18 protein-coding genes and 1 riboswitch are annotated in these 21,833 nt (G+C 39.6%); of the genes, 10 read left to right on the forward strand and 8 right to left on the reverse strand.

Annotated features, from left to right (window positions below; translation table 11 throughout):
- Window positions 1-260: 260 nt before the first annotated feature.
- A complete protein-coding gene (locus I6F10_RS04280) occupies window positions 261-1,073 on the reverse strand; it encodes an alpha/beta fold hydrolase (RefSeq protein ID WP_197098484.1) in 813 nt (270 codons plus the stop codon).
- 440 nt (window positions 1,074-1,513) lie between these two features.
- Between I6F10_RS04280 and I6F10_RS04290 the strand changes: the two genes are divergently transcribed.
- Both I6F10_RS04290 and sbcB read left to right on the forward strand, forming a co-directional pair.
- Window positions 1,514-2,281 carry a toll/interleukin-1 receptor domain-containing protein gene (locus I6F10_RS04290; RefSeq protein ID WP_197098485.1) on the forward strand — a complete coding sequence of 256 codons (768 nt, stop codon included), beginning with the start codon at window positions 1,514-1,516 and terminating at the stop codon, window positions 2,279-2,281.
- A gap of 390 nt (window positions 2,282-2,671) precedes the next feature.
- On the forward strand, window positions 2,672-4,117 hold the full coding sequence (sbcB, locus tag I6F10_RS04295; protein ID WP_197098486.1) for an exodeoxyribonuclease I: 1,446 nt from the start codon (window positions 2,672-2,674) through the stop codon (window positions 4,115-4,117).
- A 140-nt stretch (window positions 4,118-4,257) separates the two neighbouring features.
- On the opposite strand, the gene I6F10_RS04300 is transcribed toward sbcB, so the two are convergent.
- Window positions 4,258-5,139, reverse strand: a complete 882-nt coding sequence (locus I6F10_RS04300) for an NAD(P)-dependent oxidoreductase (protein WP_197098487.1) — start codon at window positions 5,137-5,139, stop codon at window positions 4,258-4,260.
- A 121-nt stretch (window positions 5,140-5,260) separates the two neighbouring features.
- On the opposite strand from I6F10_RS04300, the gene I6F10_RS04305 reads away from it, so the two are divergent.
- Together I6F10_RS04305 and I6F10_RS04310 are read left to right on the forward strand one after the other, a co-directional pair.
- Window positions 5,261-5,821, forward strand: coding sequence for a glutathione peroxidase (locus I6F10_RS04305; protein ID WP_197098488.1), 561 nt, complete (start codon window positions 5,261-5,263; stop codon window positions 5,819-5,821).
- A 110-nt stretch (window positions 5,822-5,931) separates the two neighbouring features.
- The gene (locus tag I6F10_RS04310) at window positions 5,932-6,912 is read left to right on the forward strand and encodes a 2-hydroxyacid dehydrogenase (RefSeq protein WP_197098489.1); all 981 of its coding nucleotides are present in this window, start codon (window positions 5,932-5,934) and stop codon (window positions 6,910-6,912) included.
- 95 nt (window positions 6,913-7,007) lie between these two features.
- Here the strand turns inward: I6F10_RS04310 and I6F10_RS04315 are convergent, their stop codons facing one another.
- Window positions 7,008-8,330, reverse strand: a complete 1,323-nt coding sequence (locus I6F10_RS04315; RefSeq protein ID WP_197098490.1) for a sodium-dependent transporter — start codon at window positions 8,328-8,330, stop codon at window positions 7,008-7,010.
- A 141-nt stretch (window positions 8,331-8,471) separates the two neighbouring features.
- Here I6F10_RS04315 and I6F10_RS04320 point away from each other — a divergent pair, with 141 nt between their 5' ends.
- On the forward strand, window positions 8,472-9,230 hold the full coding sequence (locus tag I6F10_RS04320; protein WP_197098491.1) for a 4'-phosphopantetheinyl transferase family protein: 759 nt from the start codon (window positions 8,472-8,474) through the stop codon (window positions 9,228-9,230).
- A 72-nt stretch (window positions 9,231-9,302) separates the two neighbouring features.
- Here I6F10_RS04320 and lysC read toward each other — a convergent pair whose 3' ends face one another.
- Both lysC and nhaD read right to left on the reverse strand, forming a co-directional pair.
- Window positions 9,303-10,706, reverse strand: coding sequence for a lysine-sensitive aspartokinase 3 (gene lysC, locus I6F10_RS04325; protein ID WP_197098492.1), 1,404 nt, complete (start codon window positions 10,704-10,706; stop codon window positions 9,303-9,305).
- Between the two features lie 75 nt (window positions 10,707-10,781).
- Window positions 10,782-10,954, reverse strand: a riboswitch (Lysine riboswitch).
- Window positions 10,955-11,055: 101 nt separating this feature from the next.
- Window positions 11,056-12,303: a sodium:proton antiporter NhaD gene (gene nhaD / locus I6F10_RS04330; RefSeq protein WP_197098493.1), complete on the reverse strand. Its 1,248-nt coding sequence runs from the start codon at window positions 12,301-12,303 to the stop codon at window positions 11,056-11,058.
- A gap of 222 nt (window positions 12,304-12,525) precedes the next feature.
- On the opposite strand from nhaD, the gene I6F10_RS04335 reads away from it, so the two are divergent.
- The 4 genes from I6F10_RS04335 (at window position 12,526) to I6F10_RS04350 (ending at window position 17,783) form a co-directional block, all read left to right on the forward strand.
- Window positions 12,526-13,797, forward strand: a complete 1,272-nt coding sequence (locus I6F10_RS04335; protein ID WP_024605890.1) for a hypothetical protein — start codon at window positions 12,526-12,528, stop codon at window positions 13,795-13,797.
- A 3-nt stretch (window positions 13,798-13,800) separates the two neighbouring features.
- Window positions 13,801-14,349 carry a condensin complex protein MksE gene (locus tag I6F10_RS04340; RefSeq protein WP_033028737.1) on the forward strand — a complete coding sequence of 183 codons (549 nt, stop codon included), beginning with the start codon at window positions 13,801-13,803 and terminating at the stop codon, window positions 14,347-14,349.
- A complete protein-coding gene (locus I6F10_RS04345) occupies window positions 14,346-17,123 on the forward strand; it encodes an ATPase (RefSeq protein ID WP_197098494.1) in 2,778 nt (925 codons plus the stop codon). Before I6F10_RS04340 ends, I6F10_RS04345 begins: the two co-directional genes overlap by 4 nt.
- Before the next feature lie 108 nt (window positions 17,124-17,231).
- On the forward strand, window positions 17,232-17,783 hold the full coding sequence (locus I6F10_RS04350) for a DUF4136 domain-containing protein (RefSeq protein WP_197098495.1): 552 nt from the start codon (window positions 17,232-17,234) through the stop codon (window positions 17,781-17,783).
- A gap of 289 nt (window positions 17,784-18,072) precedes the next feature.
- Here I6F10_RS04350 and I6F10_RS04355 read toward each other — a convergent pair whose 3' ends face one another.
- Entirely contained in the window at window positions 18,073-18,561 is a 489-nt protein-coding gene (locus I6F10_RS04355; RefSeq protein ID WP_197098496.1) for a peptide-methionine (S)-S-oxide reductase, read from the reverse strand.
- A 340-nt stretch (window positions 18,562-18,901) separates the two neighbouring features.
- Here I6F10_RS04355 and I6F10_RS04360 point away from each other — a divergent pair, with 340 nt between their 5' ends.
- Entirely contained in the window at window positions 18,902-20,755 is a 1,854-nt protein-coding gene (locus tag I6F10_RS04360; RefSeq protein WP_197098497.1) for a TonB-dependent receptor plug domain-containing protein, read from the forward strand.
- 108 nt (window positions 20,756-20,863) lie between these two features.
- On the opposite strand, the gene I6F10_RS04365 is transcribed toward I6F10_RS04360, so the two are convergent.
- The gene (locus I6F10_RS04365; protein WP_197098498.1) at window positions 20,864-21,334 is read right to left on the reverse strand and encodes a hypothetical protein; all 471 of its coding nucleotides are present in this window, start codon (window positions 21,332-21,334) and stop codon (window positions 20,864-20,866) included.
- A gap of 204 nt (window positions 21,335-21,538) precedes the next feature.
- Window positions 21,539-21,802: a YkgJ family cysteine cluster protein gene (locus I6F10_RS04370; RefSeq protein WP_182738329.1), complete on the reverse strand. Its 264-nt coding sequence runs from the start codon at window positions 21,800-21,802 to the stop codon at window positions 21,539-21,541.
- Window positions 21,803-21,833 lie beyond the last annotated feature (31 nt).

The raw sequence follows: 21,833 nt of genomic DNA on the forward strand, positions 1-21,833 counted from the left end.
TATAGTCGTTCTATATAAGTAATTTTTAACGCAGTTAGTGAGTTATTTAATTCGCTAAAATGATCATGTTTTAATAAAATTGGTATTAGTTAAATCGTACTTGTTGCCGACAACTGAACTTTAGAGAATTAACACAAAACCGACAAACGATTAAAACAAACCTAATAAGTGAATAAATCTAACCTATAGACTTTAGTCTAATGCCAAACTACTAATTTACGGCAATTGGTATTTATACAATCAGCAACAAAACCAACACCTTATTTAGTACGTTCAAGCAACTTAACTATTTGGGCTACAACCATTTCTGGCTCGTCATTTTGCGGGTAGTGATAGCTCTTATTTGTTATTACTATTTCACCTCGAGGAAAGGCATTAGCCCACTTTGAATGTAAGTCGCCCCACATTTCACGCGCTTTGTCGGTAAAAAATAATACCGATGGACTTTTATGTTTTTTAACTGAGGCTATAACAGTTACTGGTATGTCAGCAATTTGTGGATAATCAGGCAGTGGACGTTTTGCCCAAAAATCTAAGTACTGATTCGACATTCCATTTTTCATATCGTCGAGCTTTATTGCTGCAATTTCTTTTTCAGCGCGTGGCAAATCAATCGCGCGCATAATATCTACATCGTGCTCTGATGCAGGCTCAATCAACATCAACGCTTTAATCTGATCAGGGTATGTTGCAGCAAATACACGCGCAACATAAGCACCATAAGAATGCGCAACATACACAACAGGCTCTTCTATTTTCAGTGTTTTGAGTAATAACACAGCCTCAGCTGCATATTCTTCTGAGCTATAGTTTTTCTTTATTTGCGTAGAACCACCATTACCAATACGAGAATACCGTATAACTTTAGCGTGCTTGGTAAGTGATTCAAAAATCGGATTCCAATCACTTAAACCAGCAGAACCACCCGCTTCAAGTAAAATAGTATGCTTGCCTTTACCAGTTAATTCGTACTCAACGTCAAAGCCATTTACTTGAACTTTAGCCAGTTCAGCTAAGGCGCTATGTGAGATGAAAAGTGAGCAATAAATAATAACTTTTATTAATGATTTCATTGTTATAAATAGGCAGTTTTATTGAAATAATTATACAATATTAAGCATTTTTATGTATAGTTTCTAATAATATTAGGTACAAATGGAATTAGAGCCTTTAGAGTTTAAAATACGTGAGCATGGTACCTAAGTTTAATGAGCATGATGTGGGTTTTGTAGATCTTGAAGCAGAGTACTTCATCGGTTCGTATGTACTAGCACACTTAGACGATAATTAAACCACATTTAAACAACTCATTATTGAAAACGGCCACAAATTTCTAAAAGCTGCCAACCCCAACTGGCCAGAGCAATTAATACCGATAAACGGCAATTGCACAATGGTTGTTCAAAGTCATATTTATAGGTAAGTCACTTTAAATAAAATTAGTAAGAACTCATTAATAAACAATATTCAAAACTAAAAATTGAATTCATAAGAACAGTTACAAGGAAATTTCATGAGTGTTAATGTCCCTAAAGTATTTATTTCATATTCCCATGACACACAAGCCCATAAGAAATGGGTTCTAGAATTAGCTCAACGTTTACGCAATTCTGGTGTTGATGCAATCTTAGATCAATTTCGTGTAAGCCTTGGTGATGACTTGGGTGGCTTCATGGAAAAAAGTGTAGCTGAGTCTAACCGTATTATTATGGTATGTACTGACAATTATGTTACTAAAGCTAATAGCGGTTTAGGTGGGGTTGGATATGAGAAAATGATTATGACTGCTGAATATATGACTAATATTGATAGCAATAAAGTCATTCCTCTGATTCGTCAAAATGGCACTCATAACGTACCTACATTTTTAAAAACCCGTTTGCATATCAACTTTTCTCGTGAAGATGAATATGAATTACAATTTGACAACCTTTTACGTGAAATTCATCAAGCTCCCTTATTCAAAGAGCCACCTGTTGGTAATAGTCCATTTGAATCTGTTGCAGAAAAACCTTTAGAAAGTGTAATGGATAAACGAATGGAACTGCTCAAAGAGATGGTGATTTTTTATAACAAAGGAAAGAGTAGCTTATACTTTGATAATCTGCATCGATTACTTGGTTGTTCTAAAATATTTGCTGAAATCTACATATCTGCTTTACTGGATGATCAATTTATTCAGAGAGTACAGCATTACTCAATAGGTGTTAGTATCGACGCTTACCAAATAACTGATAGAGCAAAGTTATATGCAATCGAGCAAGGGTGGGTTACTGAATAAAACTAATATGCCTGTATTAACGGGCTTTAAATTATTCTGCATAGTGTAATTTCACCTAATTCTTGGTCTAATATCTATCTCTGTTTTTGAAAATATTGCTCAGTGAGAAGTTATTAAGGTGTGCATACTTACGTTCTAACTTATCTCCTTGGTCGAAAAGCTAAATTCGCTCAAAAATAAATAACCTCAGCAAAGAAAACCTGCTTTTACGGGCTTTCTTATATTTATAACCTTGCAAATATAAGAAAGCTAGCTCCTTATAATAAAACTAGTTTTCTCATCCAAACCTATAAACTCCCTCGCCCATATGCCATAATCTAAATAATTCATTATTTTAGTAACTTGGCGCGTATTTAGGCGCTTTTAAGTTAACTACTCAGGGTTTTCAGCATGGCATATCAAGAGCAAAATCAAGCAACAATCTATTGGCACGACTACGAGACCTGGGGGGCGAGCCCTCAAAAGGATAAGCCGAGCCAGTTTGCGGGTATTCGTACCGATCTTGATTTAAATATTATTGGCGAGCCGCTTATTGAGTATTGTAAGCCGCAAGCGGATTACTTACCTCACCCTGAGGCGTGTTTAATTACGGGTATTACGCCACAAGTGGCGATGAAAAAAGGCTTAGTTGAAGCTGAGTTTATAGCAAAAATTCATGCCGAATTTAGCGTGCCAAACACCTGTGTTGCCGGTTATAACAGTATTCGATTTGATGACGAAGTAAGTCGCTATAGCTTTTACCGTAATTTTTACGACCCATACGAGCGTGAATACAAAAATAACAATAGCCGCTGGGATATTATTGATTTAGTACGAGCTTGTTACGCACTGCGCCCTGAAGGCATTGAATGGCCGTTAAAAGAAGATGGCAGCCCAAGCTTTAAGTTAGAACATTTAACAGTAGCTAATGGTATTGAACACGCCGCAGCGCACGATGCGCTAAGCGATGTAACCGCCACTATTGCACTGGCTAAGCTAATAAAAGAAAAACAGCCAAAGCTATATAACTTCTTTTTTGGTTTGCGTGGCAAAAAATCCCTTGCTGAATTGGTTGATGTATTTAACATGACGCCGCTGGTGCATACCACGTCGCGCATACCTGCAACGCAAGGCTGTACAAGCTGGGTTGCGCCTATGAGCTTTCATCCGGTAAATAAAAACGCAGTTATTTGTTTTGATTTAACCCAAAACCCGCAAGTACTCATTGATTTAAACGTAGAAGAGTTACGCAAACGCTTATACACCAAACGTGTAGATTTAGCCGAGGACGATTTACCTGTTGGCTTAAAGCTAGTGCATTTAAACAAGTGCCCTATTTTAGCCCCAGCTAAAACATTATTGCCTGAAAACGCCGCCCGCCTTGGGATTGATCGCGAGCAGTGCTTAGCTAACTTAGCTATTTTAAAAGCCAATACCGACCTTCGCGATAAAGTAACCGAAGTGTTTAACGAGCAAGGCGATTACAGCGCAACCACTAACGTTGACTACTTACTTTACGATGGGTTTACAAGCCATGCTGATAAAGCTAAATTTGCGATTATTCGCGATGCAAAACCAGATGAATTGGCTGGATTGAAGTTAGACTTTGAAGATAAAAAGTTTAATACATTGTTGTTTAGATACCGCGCCCGTAACTGGCCTGAAACGCTAAACCAGCAAGAGCTTGATCAATGGCGCCAGTATTGCCAAAACAAGTTAATGCACGGGGAAGATCAACCGTCGATTAATGCGCAAGATTTTATGATCACCCTTGAAAACCTAGCGCATGAACATGACGACAGCGAAAAAAATCTTACAATTTTAAAGGCACTGTACAACTACGCACAAAGCATGTAATTTGGTGTAGACGTACTTATACAACGCATATAAAAACGCGACGCTATAGTAATTTAAGCGTCGCGTTTTTGTTTGAATTTTTATGGGCTTCGCCCATCACGCCAGCAAGCTTAGCGTCATCGACATACTCGACGTAAACGTTACTTTTTATGTAGCGCTTCAATGCGTGCTAGTAAGCTTGATGTGTCGTATCTGCCACCGCCGAGTGCTTGTACATCGGCGTAATATTGATCGACCGTTGCGGTCATTGGTAAAGTAGCACCGTTGTTTTTAGCTTCATCGAGTGCAATGCCTAAATCTTTACGCATCCAATCTACGGCAAAACCAAACTCATATTCACCCGCCCACATTGTTTTGTAGCGGTTTTCCATTTGCCACGAACCGGCTGCACCTTTAGAAATGGTTTCTATAACTTTTTCGCCATCAAGCCCAGCTTGCTTGGCAAAATGTAAGCCTTCGGCTAACCCTTGCACTGCGCCAGCAATACAAATTTGATTAACCATTTTACAAAGTTGTCCCGAGCCAACGCCGCCTAACAATTGGCTAAAACGACTAAACGCCGCCATAACTGGCTGCACTTTAGCAAATACAGCTTCACTGCCACCCGCCATAACCGTTAATACGCCGTTTTCGGCGCCAGCTTGTCCGCCCGATACAGGCGCATCAATAAAGTCGATATTTTGCAGAGCCGCTTTTGCAGCCACTTCGCGTGCTACTTCGGCAGAGGTTGTGGTGTGATCAACCAAAACAGTGTGCGGCAGCATGCCGGCTAACACGCCGTCGTCGCCATACACTACTGAGCGTAAATCGTCATCGTTACCAACACACATAAATACGATGTCGGCATTGCTTACAGCTTCGCGCGGGGTTGATGCAAAGCTTCCTGAGTGTTCTGCAGTCCACGCTTGAGCTTTAGCTTGAGTACGGTTATAAACGCATACGCTGTGCCCTGCTTTTGCTAAATGCCCCGCCATTGGGTAACCCATTACGCCTAAACCTATAAATGCGACTTTCATTGACATAAAAATGACCTATTAAACTGATAACTTAGAAACTAGACCTCGATTATGTCAACCGGTCGATAAAAAAGCGAATGAAAGTCTTTATAAAATTTCCTTAGCGGGAAAGGTAAGTAGGTAACCTATGGACAGTATTTATCAATTTAATGCACCACTTTTTAACAGCGAAAATTTTTCTCTTAGCCAATTACAGGGCAAAACTGTCCTTATTGTTAATACAGCGAGTAAGTGTAATTTTTCGGTGCAATTAAATGCACTCGAAAAGCTCTATCAGCAATACAAAAGCAATGGTATTACTGTACTTGCGTTTCCCTGTAACCAGTTTGGCCAAAATGAGCCGCTTGATAATTTAGCCATTAAAGACTTTTACCAAGAGCAATTTAATGTCTCATTTGAGGTATTTGGTAAAGTAATGGTAAACGGGCCAGAAACACATCCGTTGTTTAATTATTTAAAGTCGCATACGCGGGGTATTTCGCAAAATCGTGCAATTAAGTGGAATTTCACTAAGTTTTTAATTAACTCACAAGGGCAACTTGTTGCACGCTATGCACCACGTACTAAGCCCGAAACACTTAAACAAGTAATAGAAAATAACTTACTGCAAGCCGCAAAGTTAAGCGCTGCCAGAGTTGGTAAAAAGGTACCGTCTAAAATACCTTTGTTTACGTCGGCTAAGGCATAAATTAGGGCTTAATTTAAATCAATAAAATGCGTGTTACTAAAGCACAGGTTTATAAAGTAGTTTATTGTATTAGTAATAAATAATACTCCTTAAGCGTCGAGGCTATTACCATGAACATTGCTTTTTTTAGTACTCAAAAGTACGAGCTGCCTTTTTTTGAACAAAGTACACGCGATCACAGTGACATAAAAATAACGTATTTTGAGCAAGCCCTGAGCGAACAAACGGCTATTTTAGCAAATGGGTTTGATGCCATATGCGTATTTGTAAACGACACTGTAAACACCGCCGTTATTGCGCAACTGGCAAGCCAAGGCATAAATACTATTTTGCTGCGTTGTGCAGGATTTAATAACGTTGATTTACCCGCAGCAAAAGCACATAAAATTAAAGTATTACGTGTTCCTGCTTACAGCCCAGAAGCAGTAGCCGAGCATTGTATTGCACTTATGCTAACGCTTAGCCGTAAAACGCATAAAGCGTATAACCGCGTACGCGAAGACAACTTTGATTTAAATGGATTACTAGGCTTTAACTTGCACAATAAAACCGTGGGTATTGTAGGTTGCGGTAAAATTGGCCTTGCGCTGTGCAATATATTAAATGGCTTTGGCGCTAAAGTATTAGTGTGCGACCCATACGCACAACCTGGCAATTATACAATTACCGATATAGACACCGTACTTAGCCAAAGCGATGTGGTTTCTTTGCATTGCCCTTTAACGGAGCAAACTCATCATTTAATAAATGACGAGGCATTTAGCAAAATGAAAACCGGCGTTATGCTTATTAACACCTCTCGTGGTGCACTGCTAAACAGCAAAGCGTGCATTAATGCGCTTAAAACTAAAAAATTAGGCTACTTGGGGCTCGACGTTTACGAGCAAGAGTCGGAGCTATTTTTTAAAAATCACAGCGACGAAATAAATCAAGACGATATATTTTCGCGCTTAGTGAGCTTTAAAAATGTTTTAGTAACAGGCCATCAGGGCTTTTTTACCCAAGAGGCACTCACCGAGATAGCAAACACAACCCTACTTAACGCGCTTGAAGTAAATGAAGGTAGGCCTCTAACTAATGAGGTTTTATAAATACCTTAGCTTTACCTAAATAATAGGCACAAAAAAAGCGAAGTGCGTTTTAAACTCACTTCGCTTTATTAGTTTATTTTAGGGCTTAGATAAAATTAACCAAAGGCAACGTTTGCAAATACCAAGGTCATTAATATTGGGCAAACAAAACGAATATACTGAGCAAACCAGTAATGTACGCCAGTTGTTGCTTGGTGTAATTTATTACCACGCTGCCACATCCAACCTACCGTAATAAAGTAAAATAAACCCATAAGCGGTAATTGATATTGAGTAAATAGCATAATAACTAAGCCAAATAACCAATCAAAATTTAATATAATCGAGCTTGCACACACAAGAACAACGGCGCTTACCGCCCATGTTGCTTTGGTGCGACTAACGTTATGGTTTTCGACTAAAAACGCTACCGGAATTTCAGTCGTCGATATTGTTGACGTAACCGATGCAATAGACATTAATACAAAAAACAATAAACCAACTAATAAACCAATTTCGCCCATGGTGTTAAATAGCTCAGGTAAAATAGCAAAAATTAGTTGCCCTTCGCCAATCAGTTTACCACCACTAAATACTTCAACACCGTTGTGCTGCGCCACATAAATAGCAGGAATGATGAGTAATCCCGCTAAAAAAGCAACGCCAGTATCAAGTAGTGCAACACCTGCTGTGAGCTTTGGTAAATTAGCATCTGGCTGTAAATACGAGCCGTAAATCATCATACAGCCCACACCTAGTGAGAGCGAAAAGAACGCTTGCCCCATTGCCGCAATAATTAAATTAGGGTCGAGTATCTGGCTAAAGTCAGGAATCAAATACGCAGCAAAGCCTTCGCTTGCGCCATCGAGTGTTGCAATGTAGGCAATTAAACCAACAAGCAACACAAGTAATAGTGGCATTAAACGGCGCGACCAGGTTTCGATTCCCGATTTAACACCTTTTAAAATAATACTGGCGGTTAAAATAAGCATAAGCGGCGTAAATACAAAATTACGCAGCACTGAGTCGCTATGTAGAAATTCGCTTGCGCCTGAAAACCCAAAAAAGGTTGTTATGGGTTCAATAGCGTACGAGAGCATCCACCCTGCCACTATTGAATAAAAACTTAGCATAACAACTGCGCCCGCAAGGCCTATGTAACCGGCTGCTGCGCCTACTTTACGGCTAGTGTTTTGCCATGCATCGCCCAATGCTTTTACAGGATTAGCTTGTGCTTTGTGACCTAAATAAAGTTCGGTATACAGCGCAGGTAGCGCAAGTAAAAATATAACAATAAAATAAACCAGTAAAAAAGCACCGCCGCCATGGTTGGCCGCTTGCGTAGGAAAACCCCAAATATTACCCAAACCCACTGCTGCGCCAGCAGCGGCTAAAACAAAACCAAGTCGGCTTTGAAACCCATCACGCACTTGTGCCATACATCTACAAATCTGTTATTATTTTGATTATTGTGAATTAAACCATATTTCATGCCAGCTGAGTAATAAAATTGTACCCAGCCTTTATTAGTGGCGTTAACCGCTCACAATATCAGCGACTTCTTTTGCTTTAGGGCTTTTATGACTGAACACTATTTTAAAAACGCCTTGAGTATTACTTCAACTCAATTGGCAAATTTATCTTTAGCGAGTAACAGTATTTTATTATTTAATGCTAAAACACTTGAGCTTAGTGACTTTAATTTACCCGATTGCTTAAGCCCATTTGAGTTAACCATTATAAACCGCCGTAAAAGCCCGCCAGCTAAGCAAGAGTATTTAGCGACGCGGTTATTGTTAAAACACCTTATTAGAGTAGCGCAGCCGCAACATGCGCACGTGGCGCTTAATAAAATGAGTACCGAATTTGACGAGGCAAGCTCAAAGCTGCAAATACATGTGAGTGGTGATGTTATAAATACCTGTATTTCGCACTCGCATGGTTTAGTTGGGGTCGCGCTAAATTTTGATAAAAGTGAGTTTGGTTTTGATATTGAAAAAGTAAGCCTAAAGCGCCCGTTTGAAAAGCTCGCTAAGCATTTTTATCATAATGATGAAATTACACTTATCACTGAGCCTACTAATACCCAAGCCCAAGCAGATACGTTTTTTAGAATTTGGACATTAAAAGAGTCACTTGCTAAAGCCACCAGCCGCCCTATTGCACAACTACTTAGCCCCAATGTGTTTGACGAATTAAATAGTGCAAAGCTTATTGCTTGCAGTAATAGCCTTACTGTAGCTGATAGCAGTGACAGCAATGTTTGTTTTGATGTGAGTGTGGTGCATAAAAAAAGCATCGACTGGCGATGCTTTTTATTAAATGACTTTATTAATTAATTTTGTTAAGTAACTTTACTAGTTAATTTTACTAGGTAACTTTACTAGGTGATTATCCTGAATAACGATTACTTACGCAGCAAAATCATTTTCTAATAAACGGCTATGAATAGACTGTACTACGTTATCTGACTCAGTTTGCTCTACTAAAAAGCACAGGTTATGCTTACTAGCACCGTGGCAAATTAATCGAATGTTAAAGTCTTTTAGTACACTCATTAAGTTCATTTCGTGTTGGCGTAATTGAATCTCAGAGCCAATAAGTGCCACCAGCGTTAGGTTGTTTTCTACCGAAACATGGCAAAATTCTGCAAGCTTATCTAGGCATTCTTGATCAAGCTCTGGGCGCGAGGCGTTTTGCGCGTTATCAAGGGTTATAGCTACGCTGATTTCTGATGTGGTTACCAAATCTACCGATATATTGTATTCACTTAATAGTGTAAACACGCGTGCTAAAAAGCCGCTTGCTAGGAGCATTTCTGGGCTTTTAAGCGTAAGCAAAATTTGGTTTTTACGTTGCGTTACTGCGCGTATACCTGGTTGCTGCGATTTTTCGCGCTCAATCCATGTACCGCCACGCTCAGGCTCGCGGCTAGAGCCAACAAACACATTAATGTGGCTACGGCTCGCTGGTAAAATAGTCGCTGGGTGCAATACTTTTGCGCCAAAGGTTGCCATTTCAGCGGCTTCGTCAAAACTTAAGCGTGCAATAGGCGTCGCTTTTGCACACAAACGCGGGTCGGTGCTAAAAATACCCACTACGTCAGTCCAAATATGCACGCTTTTAGCGTTAATTGCTTCAGCTAAAAGTGCAGCGCTGTAATCTGAACCACCACGTCCAAGCGTTGTTGTTTGACCGTATTCGTCACTGCCAATAAAGCCCTGAGTCACAATTACTTGAGCGTCTAATAACGGGATTAAATGTTCTTTAGCAGCTTGCGCTGTGGCTGCAACATTAGGCGTTGCTTTGCCAAATTGGCTGTCGGTTTTAAGCACCTTGCGCACATCAAATCGATCGGCATTTAAACCTTGTAAACGCAGCACTTGTGCAAACAAATACGACGACAAACGCTCACCAAAGCTAAGTAGCTCGTCGTGTTGCTGATCGGTTGTTAGTGACTCTTGAGCCAATGTTTGAAATGCTTTTAGGGTTTCGTTAAAGCCAACCGCTAAATCGGCATCTAGCGATAACTCATCTAAAATAGTGTGTTGAATAGCAAGCACGCCGTTTATGTGTTCTTGGCGCACACTTGAGGTAATACTTGGTTTGCACAGTGCAACTAAGTGGTTAGTTACGCCGGCACTAGCGCTCACGGCAACAATACGTACGCTTTTATCTGCAACAATAATTTCGCTACAGCGACTCATCGCTTCAAAGTTTGCAACACTTGTTCCGCCAAACTTGGCAACGATGTAATCTGATTTTGCGCTTAACTCTGTTTGAGGCACTGTTTGTGGCGCTGATTGGGTAGTCATTTAGTCTCCTTTCGCGATATCCAAATCGCAATAAAACAAGAAGAACTTGGCAAAGGAATGCTTGAAGATAAGTCCACTGCCAGAAGCTCTCCACCTATATTGGTGACAGTTTTGAGGATTCAGCCCCATAAACCGAAAAACAATGACGACGTACCATTATTTTCCTCGGCGAGTACTTCCCTCCTTAATGATCATCGGCTTTCGTCGCCTAACATTAAGTACCTAAGTATCGCACCTCTTCTGAATGCTTTATTAACCAGTGGCTAATAAAACAAAACCCCACTAAGTAGCGGAGCTTTGAAAGTTATCGTTTAGACGTCTAGCTGTCAAGCATTTAATAATTTATGAGTTAAATAAAACTGCCCATGTAATACGAGCCCGCATATCCAACCGTGTAACAAATTAATAAATGCAGCGATAAACGCAAGTAGCTCATAAAGGTAAGCGCTTTAACTTTACTCATGGCAATAATGCCCGCAGCCGAACCAATAATAAGCATTGAACCGCCCACGCCCGTTGCATACGTAAACGACAACCAGTGTTGTTGGCTCATTACTATATTGGCTTTTAATAATGCAGCGGTAAGCGGTACGTTATCGACCCCTGCTGATAATATGCCCATTAAGTAGTTTGCGTATTCTGGTGCCATTACCGTGTATAGGTCGGTAAATTTACTCAACATACCAATTTCTTTAAGTGCGCCAACAAGTAAAAGTACACCTACAAAAAACAATAATGTGTCGTATTCTATATCGCGAACAAAATCGATTATGTCTTTGTTTATGTCTTTTTTGCGCATTAAAAATTGCGCCACTAAAAACATCACTGATAAGCCAAACAAAAAGGTTAATAAAGGCGGTACGCTGTAAATTACACTCAACGTAAGTGTGCTCACTACGGTAGATAAAAATATAACAGCAATGGTTATGTCGGTTTTTTCAATGCGGGTTTTACCTGCACTAGCAAACTCAACACGCCCTTTCATACCTATAGACAGTAACGCGGCAAGCAGCATAACGCTTGCAAGTGCTGGCGCTATAAGTAGTAATAAATGAGCAATGGTTACTTTGCCATCTAAAAATATCATCAGTGTGGTTACGTCACCTGTTATTAGCGATACCCCACCTGAGTTAACCCCAAACACAATAAGCGTGGCGTATTTAATGAGCTTTTTAGGTTCAAGTTTTAACGACATAACAACCGCAAGCGATATAAGCGTCGCTGTTACGTTGTCTGAAATCGACGAAAACAAAAATGCAAATCCACCCACCAAAAACATGAGCTTTTTTTCGCTAATACTTTTTGGCATAACACGGTGCACAATGTTTTCTATAAACCCCTTTGAATTTAAATACGCTACAAAGGTCATTGCAGCCATTAAAAATAGCCATAATGAGGCAATTTCTAAAATATTTTCATTTAAAAGATGTTGAATCGTATCGGGGCTTTGCCCGTGTATAGGGTATATAAAAAGAAGAATCCAGCAAAGCGTACCAAAAAACAGCGTGGTTTTAGCTTTATTGACATGGATTATATCTTCTATAACGATCAGTAAAAATGCAATCGCTATCAGGGTTAGAATAATCGAGGAAACCATGGTAGTTAAACAACCTTTGATATAGTTTTAAAGAATACACAAATAACATTCCATTTCATGTGCCTATTTTCGGCGCGAATTTTAGCACTGCCTCTATGCAAAAACTATTATTAAATGGTCTTAAAAACGAATACTATATACAGACAAGGTTAATTAAAAATACGTAATAATGAGTCTTCTAAAAGAACTCAATAATAAAATACTAGGATGTTGTAACCCCTTATGATCCCAGCTAAAAAGCTGCTAAACACCATAACCGAACATTGGGGTGTATTAGAGCTATTATTTAAACGTTTTAAAATGGCTGACTTTAGCCTAAAAGACGTACAAAACGCGATTAAGCAAAAGCAGCCTACGTGGTCAAACGAACGCATTTATAAAGAAACAAATCGTTTGTTAAACCAAGATATTTTAATTCCACTGGCTAAATCCTCTCAGCTTGAAATAAATCGTGCTATTGCCGATTTTGCTACGTTTTTACTGCAAGAAGAGCATTTAGGCTTAGCGCAAGAAATTAGCGTATTAGTCGACGACCTTGCACGTTTAGGTAACCGCCTAGATAACGCTGGCGAAATAGAAGACTTTGACGATTTGCGCCGCTACAGCCGCATTATGGATGATCGGGTGCGTAAAATAATGAAGCTCTATACGCACAACGAAAACGCTATTTTAAATATTGTTGAACAAGCCAAATCAAATAATGCAGTGCAATCGCTGCAAAAGCGTTACAAAGCGGTAATAGAAGCCTTTGACGAATACATAGAGCCAATGCTTGAAATGGTTGATATTCGTGGTGAGTTTCATGCGTGTTTTACCCTCATTGAAGAGCAAATAAGTAAGCAAATACTGCACATTGAGCGCTCAGGTAAAGCGTATAACGATAAACGTATGCTGGAGCAATTACGTACCCGTATACTCGAAATGCATTTAATGGGCCGAGAAAGCTTACGTAAAAGTGCCGATATGCTTATGCCACTGCGCGAGGAGCTTCGCCGTAATAACTTAATTACTCGCCAAGCAGCCAAAGTACTTGGGCTTGTACGTAAAAATGGCGTAGACAATATGCTAAGTGCTGTGCAACCACATTTTGTAAGCGACGCGCAGCGATATTCGCTTGGTCAGCAACGCCATATTGTGGCTTATATGGCAAGCTTGGTTGAATTTGAACACGAAGAATACCAATTGCCTGACCAGCAAGACGTGCCTGCATTTGTTACGCCTAATATTCCTGACTACAACGATGTTAAAACCAGCTTTGCTAAGCGCTTTAATAAAAAACGCAAAAAGCCGCAGCCCTTGCTGCAATTTTTAGACGAAAGCTACCCAGATCTCGATGCCGACGAAATGCTATTTTTGTATCAAAAATTAGTCAGCGACAGCGATATTAAAATAATTCAAAGCGATGAAAAAGCCCGCGTAAAAATTGCCGGTCAGCACTTTTCTTTATATCCATTTAATTCAGAGCCTCAGCCAGATCCAAAGGCAGGTAAATAAACCATGACACACATAAATTTAGACGAGCTAACCCATCTACAAGCCATTAATAAAAAATTAGTAGCGGGTTATCACATTTGCGAGCAAGACAACGTAATGTGGCAAGAGCTTGACCAACACATAGAAGACTACACCGCCCTATTTACCGCTTTAGGTAACGATTTAAAACACGACAGCCGTGGCTTTTATTATTTTGGTAGCGACGAAAGCACGCCAAATATGGGCAAAATATCTCGCGCTATCGCGCTCACCATTTACATTTTAATTGAGCACTACGCCAATACGGGTAAAGACCCAATGCGCGCATTGTTTGACGACGTAAACGATTTAGAGCTTATGCAAACGCTGGTGCAAATTAACAAACATTTGTTTGATCAGCTTGAGATATTTTCGGGATCAGACCTGCGTAAAGATGTATACCTGCGCATGGTGCGCTTAGGTTTAGCCCGTGAAGTAGAAGGCGGCTTTATGCTGCAAGCGCCAATTCACCGCTACATAGATGCACTCATGGAAGTAAACGAAGAAACCTATTTAACAGAGGACGAGGAATGAAAAATCTATACGGACTAAGCAAACTCGCCCTACTTAACACCGCAGGCTATGCTAAATGTGTGATCCCGCTTGATAAAAGCAGCTCTATTTGCGCGCCCAATAACACAGGTAAAAGCTCGGTTATTAACGCCCTGCAGTTTCCGCTTATTAACGATTTGCGCTTAACAGAATGGGACGGACACGATTTAGATGAAACCCGTAAATTTTATTTTTCATCCGATCAGTCATACATTTTACTAGAAGCTAACTTGCCTCATGGCTCGGTAGTAATTGGAGTTGCAGGACTTGGTAAAATTGCCGGTTACGCGCATCAGTACTTTTGTTATCAAGGTAAGCTTGATTTAGAGCAGTATACGCAAGGTAAAACTATTATTAAATTTACCAAGCTGTTCAACCATTTAAAATCGCTTAACTACAACCCTATTGAGTTAAAAGCACAAGAGTTAAACGCGCTGTTGACTGGCGGCGCAACGGCTTTTGACGGCGACATTAACCTAAAAATGATCCCGCTAAATAATGTACAAGACTCTTCTATTTATAAAGAAATATTTAGACGTATTCTTAACTTACACAAATTAGGCGCCAGCGACGTAAAACGCTTTATGCTACGCGTGTTTGAACGCCATATGTCGAACTCTAAAGTCGACTTTTATGAAGTATGGCGTCGCTCATTTGATAAAGTAAATCGCTCAAAACGCGAATTAAAAGCCCTTGAGTCAATGCAAGAGCCAATAGCCGCGCTTGAATCAATGCTTGAAAACCAAACCGTGCTTAAAGGTAAATTAGCCGCATACGCGCCTAAAATTGACCAAGCACTGATTGATTTTGATACCTATCAAGAGTCGCAACTCTCTGAGCTTGCCATAGCCCTTGAAGATATAGAGCACGAAAAACACGAGTTTGAGCAAAAACAAAGCCTATACGTACAGCAATCGCGTGATATAGAGCGCAGACAAACTCAAATTGAGCAGTGGTTTTTAGATTACGATGCGCTTAAAAGCGAGTTTGAATTAGTAAATAAAGCCACCCTTAAAACCAGCCTGACTCAGTTAAAGCAAGATTACGAGTCGCTTTCGCACTCTATAACTAGCGCACAAGGGCAAAGCCTGCACACGCTTGACTACCGCATCAGCGAAACACAAAAACAAATTAAGAGCTTAAAGCTGCAACTTAAAAATCTTGAATTTAATTTGTTTACCCGCATGCGCGAAGACCTCTCGTTAAAAGAAGTAGAAGAAATATCGCGCATTTTAAACCCTGATATTCTCTCGTTTGCAACCACCACTAATGGCGATATAACCATTGATGATGAAGATGCATTTGGGGAATTTTTATCGCTATTAAGTGAAAACGTTAAAGGCGGCGTATTAACGCTACCAGGTGCGAGCATTAAGCTTAAAAAGCTCTCGCCTGTGCAAATGCAAAGCGGCGAAAACAAAGAGCAATTAACCGCTCAGTTAAATGCACTTGAGCATTCACTTAAAGAGTTTAAGCAACAGCGCGATGTTGCTGCAAACGTTGCCGACAAGCAAAAAGAAAAAGACGCGTTATACGATGAGCTTATGAGTGCAGAGAGCGCCCTAAAACGCTTAGAGCAGTTTGATGTAATGCAGCAATCGGTTGAAGCGCAAGCCATGCTAAAAGAGCAGTTATTAGCTGAGCGCGAACAAGTTGACGACTACCTGCAAGATATTCAAAAAAATAGTGGCTCAATTGCCGATCGCCGCTCGTTAATTAAATCGAAACAAGAGCAAATTAATCGCCAAACTGAGCGCTTACGCCAAGTTAAGAGCGAGCGAATTGACCACACGCTTGATTTATACAGCGGTAAAGTAACCTCGTATATGATTGATATTACAGTCGACTTTGATAACTTAAGCGACCTTGTTCATCACTTTAATAAAGACTGCCAAGAGCTGCGTAATTTTGACATAAACGTACGTAATACCTATTTGCATGTATATAACGCGGGTATTACTAAATTCGACAACGAAAACGACGAATATACTAAATACCAAAAGCTAATAAGCGCCTTTCATAATATTGATAACGAACGCGATGCTGTTGAACGCCAAGCACGCGTTGCGCTTACCGAAGTGGCTGCAACTATTAAAGGCTTGCGAGAAGATTTAGACCGCCTTCGCCGCGAAATGAACAGCTTTAATAAAGGCATAAGCCAGCACCGTATTTCAAACCTGCAAGCGTTTAAAATTAACGTAATACCGCGCAAAATGCTGGTTGATAGTATAGATACCATTATCAGCACGTCGCATCAGTTTGAGCAAGGTGACACGCTTGATTTACTGAGCCAAGAACCGTACAGCGAAAGTGCGGTAAACGAAGCGAAAGATCACTTAATTAAACTCGCATCAGATAAAGCGGGCTTAACACTTACCGATTTATTTGATATTCGATTTGAAGTAGTTAACCGCGCAGGTGAAACCGAACACTTTGAAAAAATAGATTCGGCGGGTTCAAACGGCACACGTATTACGATTAAGTTATTATGTGGCATGTTGTTTATTCGTTACTTATTAAGCGATCAGGAACAAAACCTATACCGTATACCAATTTATATAGATGAAGCGGCCGACATTGACCCACAAAATCAAAAAGCGATTATAGAAACCGCACTAAGCTTTGGTTTTGTGCCTATATTTGCCTCAGTTAAGCCGCAAATAAGTTGTGACTACATTGTGCCTATTCGCTCGGTAAAAGACGGTGCACAAAACTGGGTAGATGAAAAAGATTGGATTGAAGTTGAACACAATTAATTGGCCGTTAAGGCAAACCAACTAAACTAAAATATAGGACGTTTAAATAATACACATTTAAACTATGTGTGTTATTTTAAATTAATGCATTTTATTGGAGCAAACGTAATGAAAAATATACTTATTGTTGCAGCGCTAGCACTACTTACAGCCTGTACACAAACCCCTGATTGGGATTACGATAAATCAGCCAACTTTAGTAATTTTAAAACATTTGCTTGGGTAGAAAACGCCAGCCTAACTAAAGACACAAATAATTACCAAATTAATGGCCTAATGGAAAAACGTGTTCGCACTGCCGTTAACGCAGAACTGAGCCAAAAACTAGGTATGAGCTTAGTTGATGCAGCAAATGCTGATGTACTTGTTAACTATCATGCATCGGTAGATAAAGAGCTTGAAGTAGATACATTTAATGTAAACTACCGCCCGCATTGGGGTTATTGGGGTACTGGTTTTCAACGTGATACAACCGCGCGTGAATACGAAGTGGGCACACTGATTATTGATATTGTGGATCGTGAATCTAACCAGCTAGTATGGCGCGGCGCAAAAGAAGGCCGATTAAAGAAAAACCAATCGCCAGAACAACGTGAAGCATCAATTAACAAAACAGTGAGCGAAATATTAAGTAACTTCCCGCCGCAAAAGCAGCAGTAAGTTAAAATTAGCTATAAGTAAGTTTTAAAAAAGCTCACAGTACGTGAGCTTTTTTGTGGGTGTGTATTTTTGGGACTTCAGGTTTAAATAATTATGAGCTGCGCTCATCACGTCAGCAAGCTGCACGTCTACAAAATACCGGATTAAACTTTACCTGTAGGCGCTAAGCTTGCTTGCGCGAGAAGCGATAGCTTCTAATTACTTTATAGCGCTATATTCCATCTTAAATTACGAGCTGCGCTCGTCACGTCAGCAAGCTGCACGTCTACAAAAAAACACCGTGTTAAATTTACGATTTATACTTATGCAATAACTCAAGCGGTATATGGCAGTAATCATCAGGGTGATTAGTTAGTCGGTCTTGATGCTCAGGATCGCTTGGCACGTAGTTAGTTAGCAGCTCTACTCCTACTACAATTTTATCCGCATCACTTCGCTGGCTTATATAATTGCTAGCAACCTTTAAATGATCTTGGCTTTTGCTATAAATGGCAGTGCGATATTTAGGGCCTACGTCATCCCCTTGTTTATTAATGCTATACGGGTCAATAATTTCAAAAAAGAAGCCAAATAGCTCGTTTAAGCTAACCGCTTTTAAATCAAAAATGACCTTTACGCATTCGGCATAACCATCGTAATCGCCTTGTGTATTATCATTTTTTCCATTAGCCCGCCCTGCTTCAGTACTTATTACACCAGGTAAGTGCTTTAAAAACTCTTGCACGCCCCACAGGCAGCCACCAGCAAAGTAAATAGTATTATATTCTTTAGTATCCATTATAAATGTTACCTAATAAGTAATTATACCGATTGCATTAAAATAGTGTTCTATTATAGCGCCAAGAAAATAGCGCAATAACAAGGCGAAAATTATGACATATAGTTGTTCTATATAAATAATTTTTAACGCAGTGAGTGCGCTATTTAATGCGATAGGATGATCATGTTTTTAATAAAGTCGGTATTACGTAAATGGTTATCAAATGCAGTTATTAACAAATTAATGTACAATCGCGCACAAAATGACTGCTGTTACATTTAGTTATTTTATCATGCTCAAATATAAGCTTTGAAATTAATTGTAACCGCAGCTACAAATAAAAAATGATGAGAAACACATGAATCGCACACCACACCTTATAATACCTGCAATATTATGCAGCGTGACTGCATTTGCTAATGCTAATACGCTATCTGATGAGTCAACAATCGAACAGATAACCGTTGAAGCTTCACCTACTGCGAATAAACTGCCTGTAGGTACATTCGACTCGCCTATTTCTAATTTAGAGTACGACCCACGTGTTGATCTTCAATCGCGTAATATGGCTGAGGCGCAAGCTGATGTAACTATTCGCGGTGGGATTTTTGAAAACACCGGCTTTAGAGTAGGAAGCGCTACCCTGCTTGACCCGCAATCTGGGCATTATTTTGCTGAAATACCCATTGCACCGCAAATGCTAAGCGGCCCAGATGCTTTAACCGGTGCCGATAACGCACTTTACGGTATGAATAGCTCTGTAGGAACGGTTTCATTTGGTTGGAAACCGATTATTACTGGCGGTAGTGTATCCCTTGGTACTGGTACAAACGACTTTAATCTGCAAAGTATTCACGCTGCTAAAAACACACAACTTGATAGCTTAGCTAACTATACTCTGGGCTTTGAAGGTGAGTATTCTCATTCGCAAAGTGATGGCACCATTGATAATGGCGATCATGACTTCTCGCGCGCCTCCGCTCGCGTGCAATTAGCAAGCGAGCACAGCCAAACAGATTTGTTTTTTGGCTCACAAGATAAGTTTTTTGGCTGGCCTAACTTGTACACCCCTTTTGGCGTTAACGAAACTGAAGATTTAGAAACCCGTCTTTGGATGCTTAATCACAAGCAAAACTACGCTGATAACAGCAACTTTGAAGTATCTGCTTATTATCGTACCCATGACGATCACTATATTTACTCGCGCGAAAATCCTAGTGCATTTGAAGCTTTTCATAAAAGTGAAGTTAAATCGCTTGGACTTTCGGGTCGTCATGCACAAAGTGATGCACTGGCAATAAATTACTCTGCACAATTTATTGATGACTCGATTGAATCAACCACACTTGAAAACAACTTTACCTCTCGTAAGTATTATAAATTAAGCGTATTGCCTGAATACAAAATGGCGCTTGAGGATAATAAACAACTTACATTTCGTTTAGGTGCTGCGTTTGACGATACAAATCGTGATAATGCTGAAGTATCAGCTATTGGTGATATAACCTTAAACACCCAAAATAGTGACGGCACAGCGCAAACTATTTATTTATCATACGCGCAGGCGAGCCAAGTTGCAGGCTACACAGCCATTGGCGGCAGCGATTCTGGGGGATTATTTAGAAGTAATTACAATCTTGAGCGCGAAACCACTTCAAACTTAGAGTTAGGGTTATTGCTTGAAGAACAAAGCTGGCAGTTAAATTCGGCTATTTTTTATCGAAAAGATAATAACTTAACCGATTGGACCTTTAATTTTGATTCAACATCAGCGCGCTTTGCAAACCCGGTTGATATTGATACAGCTGGGGTTGAATTTTTAGCGACTAAGCACTTTGATACAGCAAAACTTATAGCAAGCTACACGTATTTACATAAATCAGAAAACTACGGCGCAGCCGATATTGATGCCAGCTTTTACGCGTTAAACTTTCCTGATCACCGTTTAACACTTGGCGCTGTGTACAACCCAACTGATATTTTAGAATTTAGAATAGATAACGAATGGCGTACACAACACAAAAATGCACTTAGAAACGGCAGTGACAACGCGTTATTTACCCAACTAACGCTTAAAATAACCCCGCCACAGTTGAGTAATTTATTTATCACCTTAGCGGCAGATAACTTATGGGATGAGTCGTTTGAAGAAATACCAGGTACACCTGGGCGCGGTGAGCAATATACGTTAAGCGCAACGTATAGTTGGTAGAGTTGAGCTATCACATTCAAAGACCTGTTTATTTAAAATAGGTCTTTGAATAAATATTTAGCAAGGAATAAACGCCATACTAAATATTAAGAGCTTTGATTACTCAGCTTATATTGAACCAGAACGACATTGTCTTTTTCTTAGCTCATTATCAATTTGTAAAGGGCGACTAAGCTCATCTGTAAGAACCTTTGAAACAACCGTACCGGTTTCAACTTCTTGTATCCAGATTGATATTTTATCCCCTTCCCTTTTTCTATTTAGCATGTAGCTTTTATTAGAATCTAAATTAACGTTAAAATTAACAAAAGCTTCTTTTTGACTATTTAAAACATCAGGGTTTGAAACACTCGCCTTTACCCATAAATCATGCTCACCACTGATATACTGCTTTGGTTCAGCCCATTGTGTAGGTTTTTTGTTAAAGCACATCAAGTGGACATATTCTAGATCTACTCCCTGCTCTCTTTTAAAGTTTTCGAGTCTAAAGTGGTCTTCTTTAATATCGGTTTTAATGGGTAAGTTTGAACAACCTAATAAAGTCACACCTAATGTAAATGCTGTAAGTAAATTTTTCATTTTTCTTTCCTTTTAAAAATTAAGATTGAACGAAATCACCTATAAATGAGATTTATAAAAAGTATCTTACAATTTCCTATATTAGCAACAAAATTAAATATGTCTAATATTTCGCCATCAAATAAATTAACGACTGCTTTTAATAACCTTGTGAAGATTTTTATTAATAATATATTGTAAATAGATGTGTATTAAAAACGAGGATTAAGTTAGCTCTTCAAGCTCTGTAATAAGTGCTAAAGCTTGTGCATTTGTTGACCCGCACACATCAAGCGTGGCGCTAAAATCACTGCATACTTTAGGTCGGCTTGAATCACCAAATAACTTACATAAATTACGTTCGTCTAGCTGAATACAGCGCTCTCCGGCCTTTTTACCATTTGGCATACCTGGAATAGGCGAACTAATACTAGGCGCAATACAACATGCGCCGCAGCCTAGCCTGCAATTCATCGATTCGGTTTTCATAATTTCCTCGGTATAAAAAACACTTACTTTA

The organism is Pseudoalteromonas sp. SWYJZ98 (assembly GCF_015864495.1).
Classification (GTDB): Bacteria; Pseudomonadota; Gammaproteobacteria; order Enterobacterales; family Alteromonadaceae; genus Pseudoalteromonas; species Pseudoalteromonas distincta.

Excerpts from the sequence above, each read along its gene's own strand:
- I6F10_RS04280 (WP_197098484.1), bottom strand. The coding sequence starts at position 1,073 with ATGAAATCATTAATAAAAGTTATTATTTATTGCTCACTTTTCATCTCA.
- I6F10_RS04290 (WP_197098485.1), top strand. The coding sequence starts at position 1,514 with ATGAGTGTTAATGTCCCTAAAGTATTTATTTCATATTCCCATGACACA.
- sbcB (WP_197098486.1), top strand. The coding sequence starts at position 2,672 with ATGGCATATCAAGAGCAAAATCAAGCAACAATCTATTGGCACGACTAC.
- I6F10_RS04300 (WP_197098487.1), bottom strand. The coding sequence starts at position 5,139 with ATGTCAATGAAAGTCGCATTTATAGGTTTAGGCGTAATGGGTTACCCA.
- I6F10_RS04305 (WP_197098488.1), top strand. The coding sequence starts at position 5,261 with ATGGACAGTATTTATCAATTTAATGCACCACTTTTTAACAGCGAAAAT.
- I6F10_RS04310 (WP_197098489.1), top strand. The coding sequence starts at position 5,932 with ATGAACATTGCTTTTTTTAGTACTCAAAAGTACGAGCTGCCTTTTTTT.
- I6F10_RS04315 (WP_197098490.1), bottom strand. The coding sequence starts at position 8,330 with ATGGCACAAGTGCGTGATGGGTTTCAAAGCCGACTTGGTTTTGTTTTA.
- I6F10_RS04320 (WP_197098491.1), top strand. The coding sequence starts at position 8,472 with ATGACTGAACACTATTTTAAAAACGCCTTGAGTATTACTTCAACTCAA.
- lysC (WP_197098492.1), bottom strand. The coding sequence starts at position 10,706 with ATGACTACCCAATCAGCGCCACAAACAGTGCCTCAAACAGAGTTAAGC.
- nhaD (WP_197098493.1), bottom strand. The coding sequence starts at position 12,303 with ATGGTTTCCTCGATTATTCTAACCCTGATAGCGATTGCATTTTTACTG.
- I6F10_RS04335 (WP_024605890.1), top strand. The coding sequence starts at position 12,526 with ATGATCCCAGCTAAAAAGCTGCTAAACACCATAACCGAACATTGGGGT.
- I6F10_RS04340 (WP_033028737.1), top strand. The coding sequence starts at position 13,801 with ATGACACACATAAATTTAGACGAGCTAACCCATCTACAAGCCATTAAT.
- I6F10_RS04345 (WP_197098494.1), top strand. The coding sequence starts at position 14,346 with ATGAAAAATCTATACGGACTAAGCAAACTCGCCCTACTTAACACCGCA.
- I6F10_RS04350 (WP_197098495.1), top strand. The coding sequence starts at position 17,232 with ATGAAAAATATACTTATTGTTGCAGCGCTAGCACTACTTACAGCCTGT.
- I6F10_RS04355 (WP_197098496.1), bottom strand. The coding sequence starts at position 18,561 with ATGGATACTAAAGAATATAATACTATTTACTTTGCTGGTGGCTGCCTG.
- I6F10_RS04360 (WP_197098497.1), top strand. The coding sequence starts at position 18,902 with ATGAATCGCACACCACACCTTATAATACCTGCAATATTATGCAGCGTG.
- I6F10_RS04365 (WP_197098498.1), bottom strand. The coding sequence starts at position 21,334 with ATGAAAAATTTACTTACAGCATTTACATTAGGTGTGACTTTATTAGGT.
- I6F10_RS04370 (WP_182738329.1), bottom strand. The coding sequence starts at position 21,802 with ATGAAAACCGAATCGATGAATTGCAGGCTAGGCTGCGGCGCATGTTGT.